Consider the following 2,562-nt stretch of genomic DNA (forward strand, 5'->3'; position numbering starts at 1 on the left):
GATCTCGCCGCCGGGCGACTAATCACGCCGTTTCCCAACCTCAGCCTGTCGGCGCGCAGCTATTTTGCGTATTTACCGGACGCCCGGCGCAGCGATCCGCATATCGCGGTGTTCTGCGACTGGCTGGAGCAACAGGGGCGCGATCTTGTCCGCAACGAAGCGCGAATATGATTGATCGACCGCTTTGCGCCAGAAGCGGTCGCCGCTTTCACAGCGTTACGGCCGGACGGCTGGCGCTTCGATCGACATACCTCGCGCGCGCGACATCAAGTAGAGTTCAAGTTCGACCATTTCGGGATCGTCGGCCTGATAGGGCGCTGCGCGCGTGCCGAGCATGCAGCTGCGCAGGCGTCGCTTCAGCGAGCCCATGCCCTGCCATTCCAGCCTGTAGATCGGATAGCCGGTCGGATGCGCTTGGGTGATTGCCGAGCCCGCGAGACGGCGGTCCCAGTTATCGTCATGACAGTTCGCACAGGCCAGGTTCAACTGGCCCTGCCGGCGCATAAACAATCCCTTGCCGTTCGCGACAAATGGCGCGAGGCGGACATCGCCGCCCGCCTCGATTGGCGTGCCGCGTGACTGACGTGCGACAAGTGCCCCAAGCGCATTCAGTTCGCGGCTTTCGTCGGCGAGCGGCGATGCCTGCTGATGACGCACACGACACAGGTTTATGCGTTGTTCGAGATCGACCGGCCGCGCCAGCAGGTCATCATACGCCGGATAATTGGCCGCCACGCCGTGCATGCTGGCCGTCGCGTCGCCGTGGCAATCGGCACAAGCGCGGTTAGCCGCGCCGGCCTTCTGCTTCCACAACATTTCGCCATCCAGCACAGCAAGCATGGCGGGATTGGCGGTGTCATCGCTTTGCATGGCCTGCGTCTCAGGCGCCATGAAGCTCAAGCCGGAGCGCCGCTGGTCCGGCGCAATCTCGGCCGCATCACCCCGCGCAATGGAAGCCACAACCAGCCCCACGACGCCGATCATGCGCCACATCGTCATGAGACCGTGATGATTGCCGATGCTGTTTACGAAAAACCGTTGTCCCCAGCCCAGCGAAACTCAAGCGTTCCGCTCTCGGTCGCAACCGTGAAGAAGGCGAGAAACGGATTGGCGGAGAAAGCGGGAAACAACTCGGCGCGAAACACCTCGACGCCGTTATAGCGGCAACTGAAATCGGTGATGATGTTGCGCGGGACCACCGCACCGGTCTCGGTGTGGCGAAAACCGGTTTCCATGATGTGCGACATCAGAGTCTTGATCTCAACGATGTCGCCGTGCTTCGCCGTGGCGGGAACGTTGATCAGCGCGGAAGCCATCAGCTTGCCTCCTCGGTGCAGGCCGCGAGCGTGACGACGACATCGGCGGTGGCCGACCAGAACGAGCCGTCCGACAGTTTCGCGATCGCGGTCAGCGTCTGCGTGTCGGCGAGCCGGATACGGGTCGCGACCTGCCCGCGGCCAGCACGCGGGCCGACATAGAAATTGCCGACATTGGGCTGCGGATTCTTCTCATTGAAAATGTGGATGCTGACAACGTGGTCAGCGTCCGTCATCGGGCTGGTCACCGAGACCGTGACCGGCACCGTATTGCCGTTCTCCACCAGCGGCGGCACGTCAAACTTCACCTTGCCCACCCTCACAACAGCGCCTTTGACGACGTCGCGGATCGCCGCCTTCATCGCGTCCGGCATGGCCAGCGTCGGCCACGGCACCGCCAACAGCGCGGCGGCGCTGGCGACGACCAAGAACTGACGGCGGGTAGCATGAGGCTCGGGCATCGCGAATTCTCTTCTCATGGCTCGCGTAGGGTCGCGAGATAGGCAACCACGTCCTCGATCTGCTCTGCCGACAGGATCGGCTTGCCGCGCCAGGCGTCGCCGACGCGCTGCTGCCCGTCGATCCTATAGTAAGACGGCATGATCGTCGCCGCATTGAGGCGGGCGGCATCGACCAGTCGCAACCGCAACTGCGCTTCGGACCAGCGCGCGCCGCTACCGGCGAGACTGGGGGCGAGGTCACCCTGGAACCGCTGCTCGGCGAAAGGTCCGCTGTGGCACAGCAGGCAAGTGAACTGCCGATTGACGACAATGGAGCGTCCTCGCGCTGGGTCGCCGGCGGCGCCGGTCAACGATGCCGGAATCGCATCGTCGACCACCTCATAGGGCAACAATTCGTCGCAGCATGCAGCGCCCGACATCGCGAGCGTCGCAGCAGCCATAGCTATCGCGTGCAGACGCCTAACCAAAGGCTTCCGCCGTAATCGTCTGATACCAGGACCGCGCATAGTCTGCCTCGCGGGCGCGGATTTCGCGCGGCGCGTCCAGCGGGCTGGTGCCGCCGGCGCCTTCGACGTCGGTCAACAGGCCGTTCTTCGGCTGGTACACGCCGGCGATCGAAATGCCATAGTCCGGCGCCACCAGACTATAACAGGTGTTGATCAGTTTTGGCGCGGCCGGCGCGTCGCCGGCCAGCAGCGCTGCAACCGCGGCCGCACAGGCCTTGGCCTGAGCGTTGGCGGTGAAGGCCGATTTCTGCATGCCGCCGCCGATGCAGGCGTCGCCGA

At 64.1% G+C, this 2,562-nt stretch carries 5 protein-coding genes; all 5 read right to left on the reverse strand.

Features of this window, described 5'->3' with window-relative positions; translation table 11 throughout:
* Positions 1-216: 216 nt before the first annotated feature.
* Positions 217-993 carry a sulfur oxidation c-type cytochrome SoxA gene (soxA, locus tag JWR89_RS00345; protein WP_299710318.1) on the reverse strand — a complete coding sequence of 259 codons (777 nt, stop codon included), beginning with the start codon at positions 991-993 and terminating at the stop codon, positions 217-219.
* A 32-nt stretch (positions 994-1,025) separates the two neighbouring features.
* Positions 1,026-1,316 carry a thiosulfate oxidation carrier complex protein SoxZ gene (soxZ, locus tag JWR89_RS00350; RefSeq protein ID WP_299710310.1) on the reverse strand — a complete coding sequence of 97 codons (291 nt, stop codon included), beginning with the start codon at positions 1,314-1,316 and terminating at the stop codon, positions 1,026-1,028.
* The gene (locus JWR89_RS00355; protein ID WP_299710312.1) at positions 1,316-1,777 is read right to left on the reverse strand and encodes a SoxY-related AACIE arm protein; all 462 of its coding nucleotides are present in this window, start codon (positions 1,775-1,777) and stop codon (positions 1,316-1,318) included. The genes soxZ and JWR89_RS00355 overlap by 1 nt, the downstream gene beginning before the upstream one ends.
* Positions 1,778-1,791: 14 nt before the next feature.
* Positions 1,792-2,217: a sulfur oxidation c-type cytochrome SoxX gene (gene soxX, locus JWR89_RS00360; protein WP_299710314.1), complete on the reverse strand. Its 426-nt coding sequence runs from the start codon at positions 2,215-2,217 to the stop codon at positions 1,792-1,794.
* 19 nt (positions 2,218-2,236) lie between these two features.
* On the reverse strand, positions 2,237-2,562 hold a 326-nt coding region (locus JWR89_RS00365), incomplete at its 5' end, for an FCSD flavin-binding domain-containing protein (RefSeq protein ID WP_299710316.1).

This window comes from Tardiphaga sp. (assembly GCF_028290785.1).
Lineage (GTDB): Bacteria > Pseudomonadota > Alphaproteobacteria > Rhizobiales > Xanthobacteraceae > Tardiphaga.

Excerpts from the sequence above, each read along its gene's own strand:
- soxA (WP_299710318.1), bottom strand. The coding sequence starts at position 993 with ATGTGGCGCATGATCGGCGTCGTGGGGCTGGTTGTGGCTTCCATTGCG.
- soxZ (WP_299710310.1), bottom strand. The coding sequence starts at position 1,316 with ATGGCTTCCGCGCTGATCAACGTTCCCGCCACGGCGAAGCACGGCGAC.
- JWR89_RS00355 (WP_299710312.1), bottom strand. The coding sequence starts at position 1,777 with ATGCCCGAGCCTCATGCTACCCGCCGTCAGTTCTTGGTCGTCGCCAGC.
- soxX (WP_299710314.1), bottom strand. The coding sequence starts at position 2,217 with ATGGCTGCTGCGACGCTCGCGATGTCGGGCGCTGCATGCTGCGACGAA.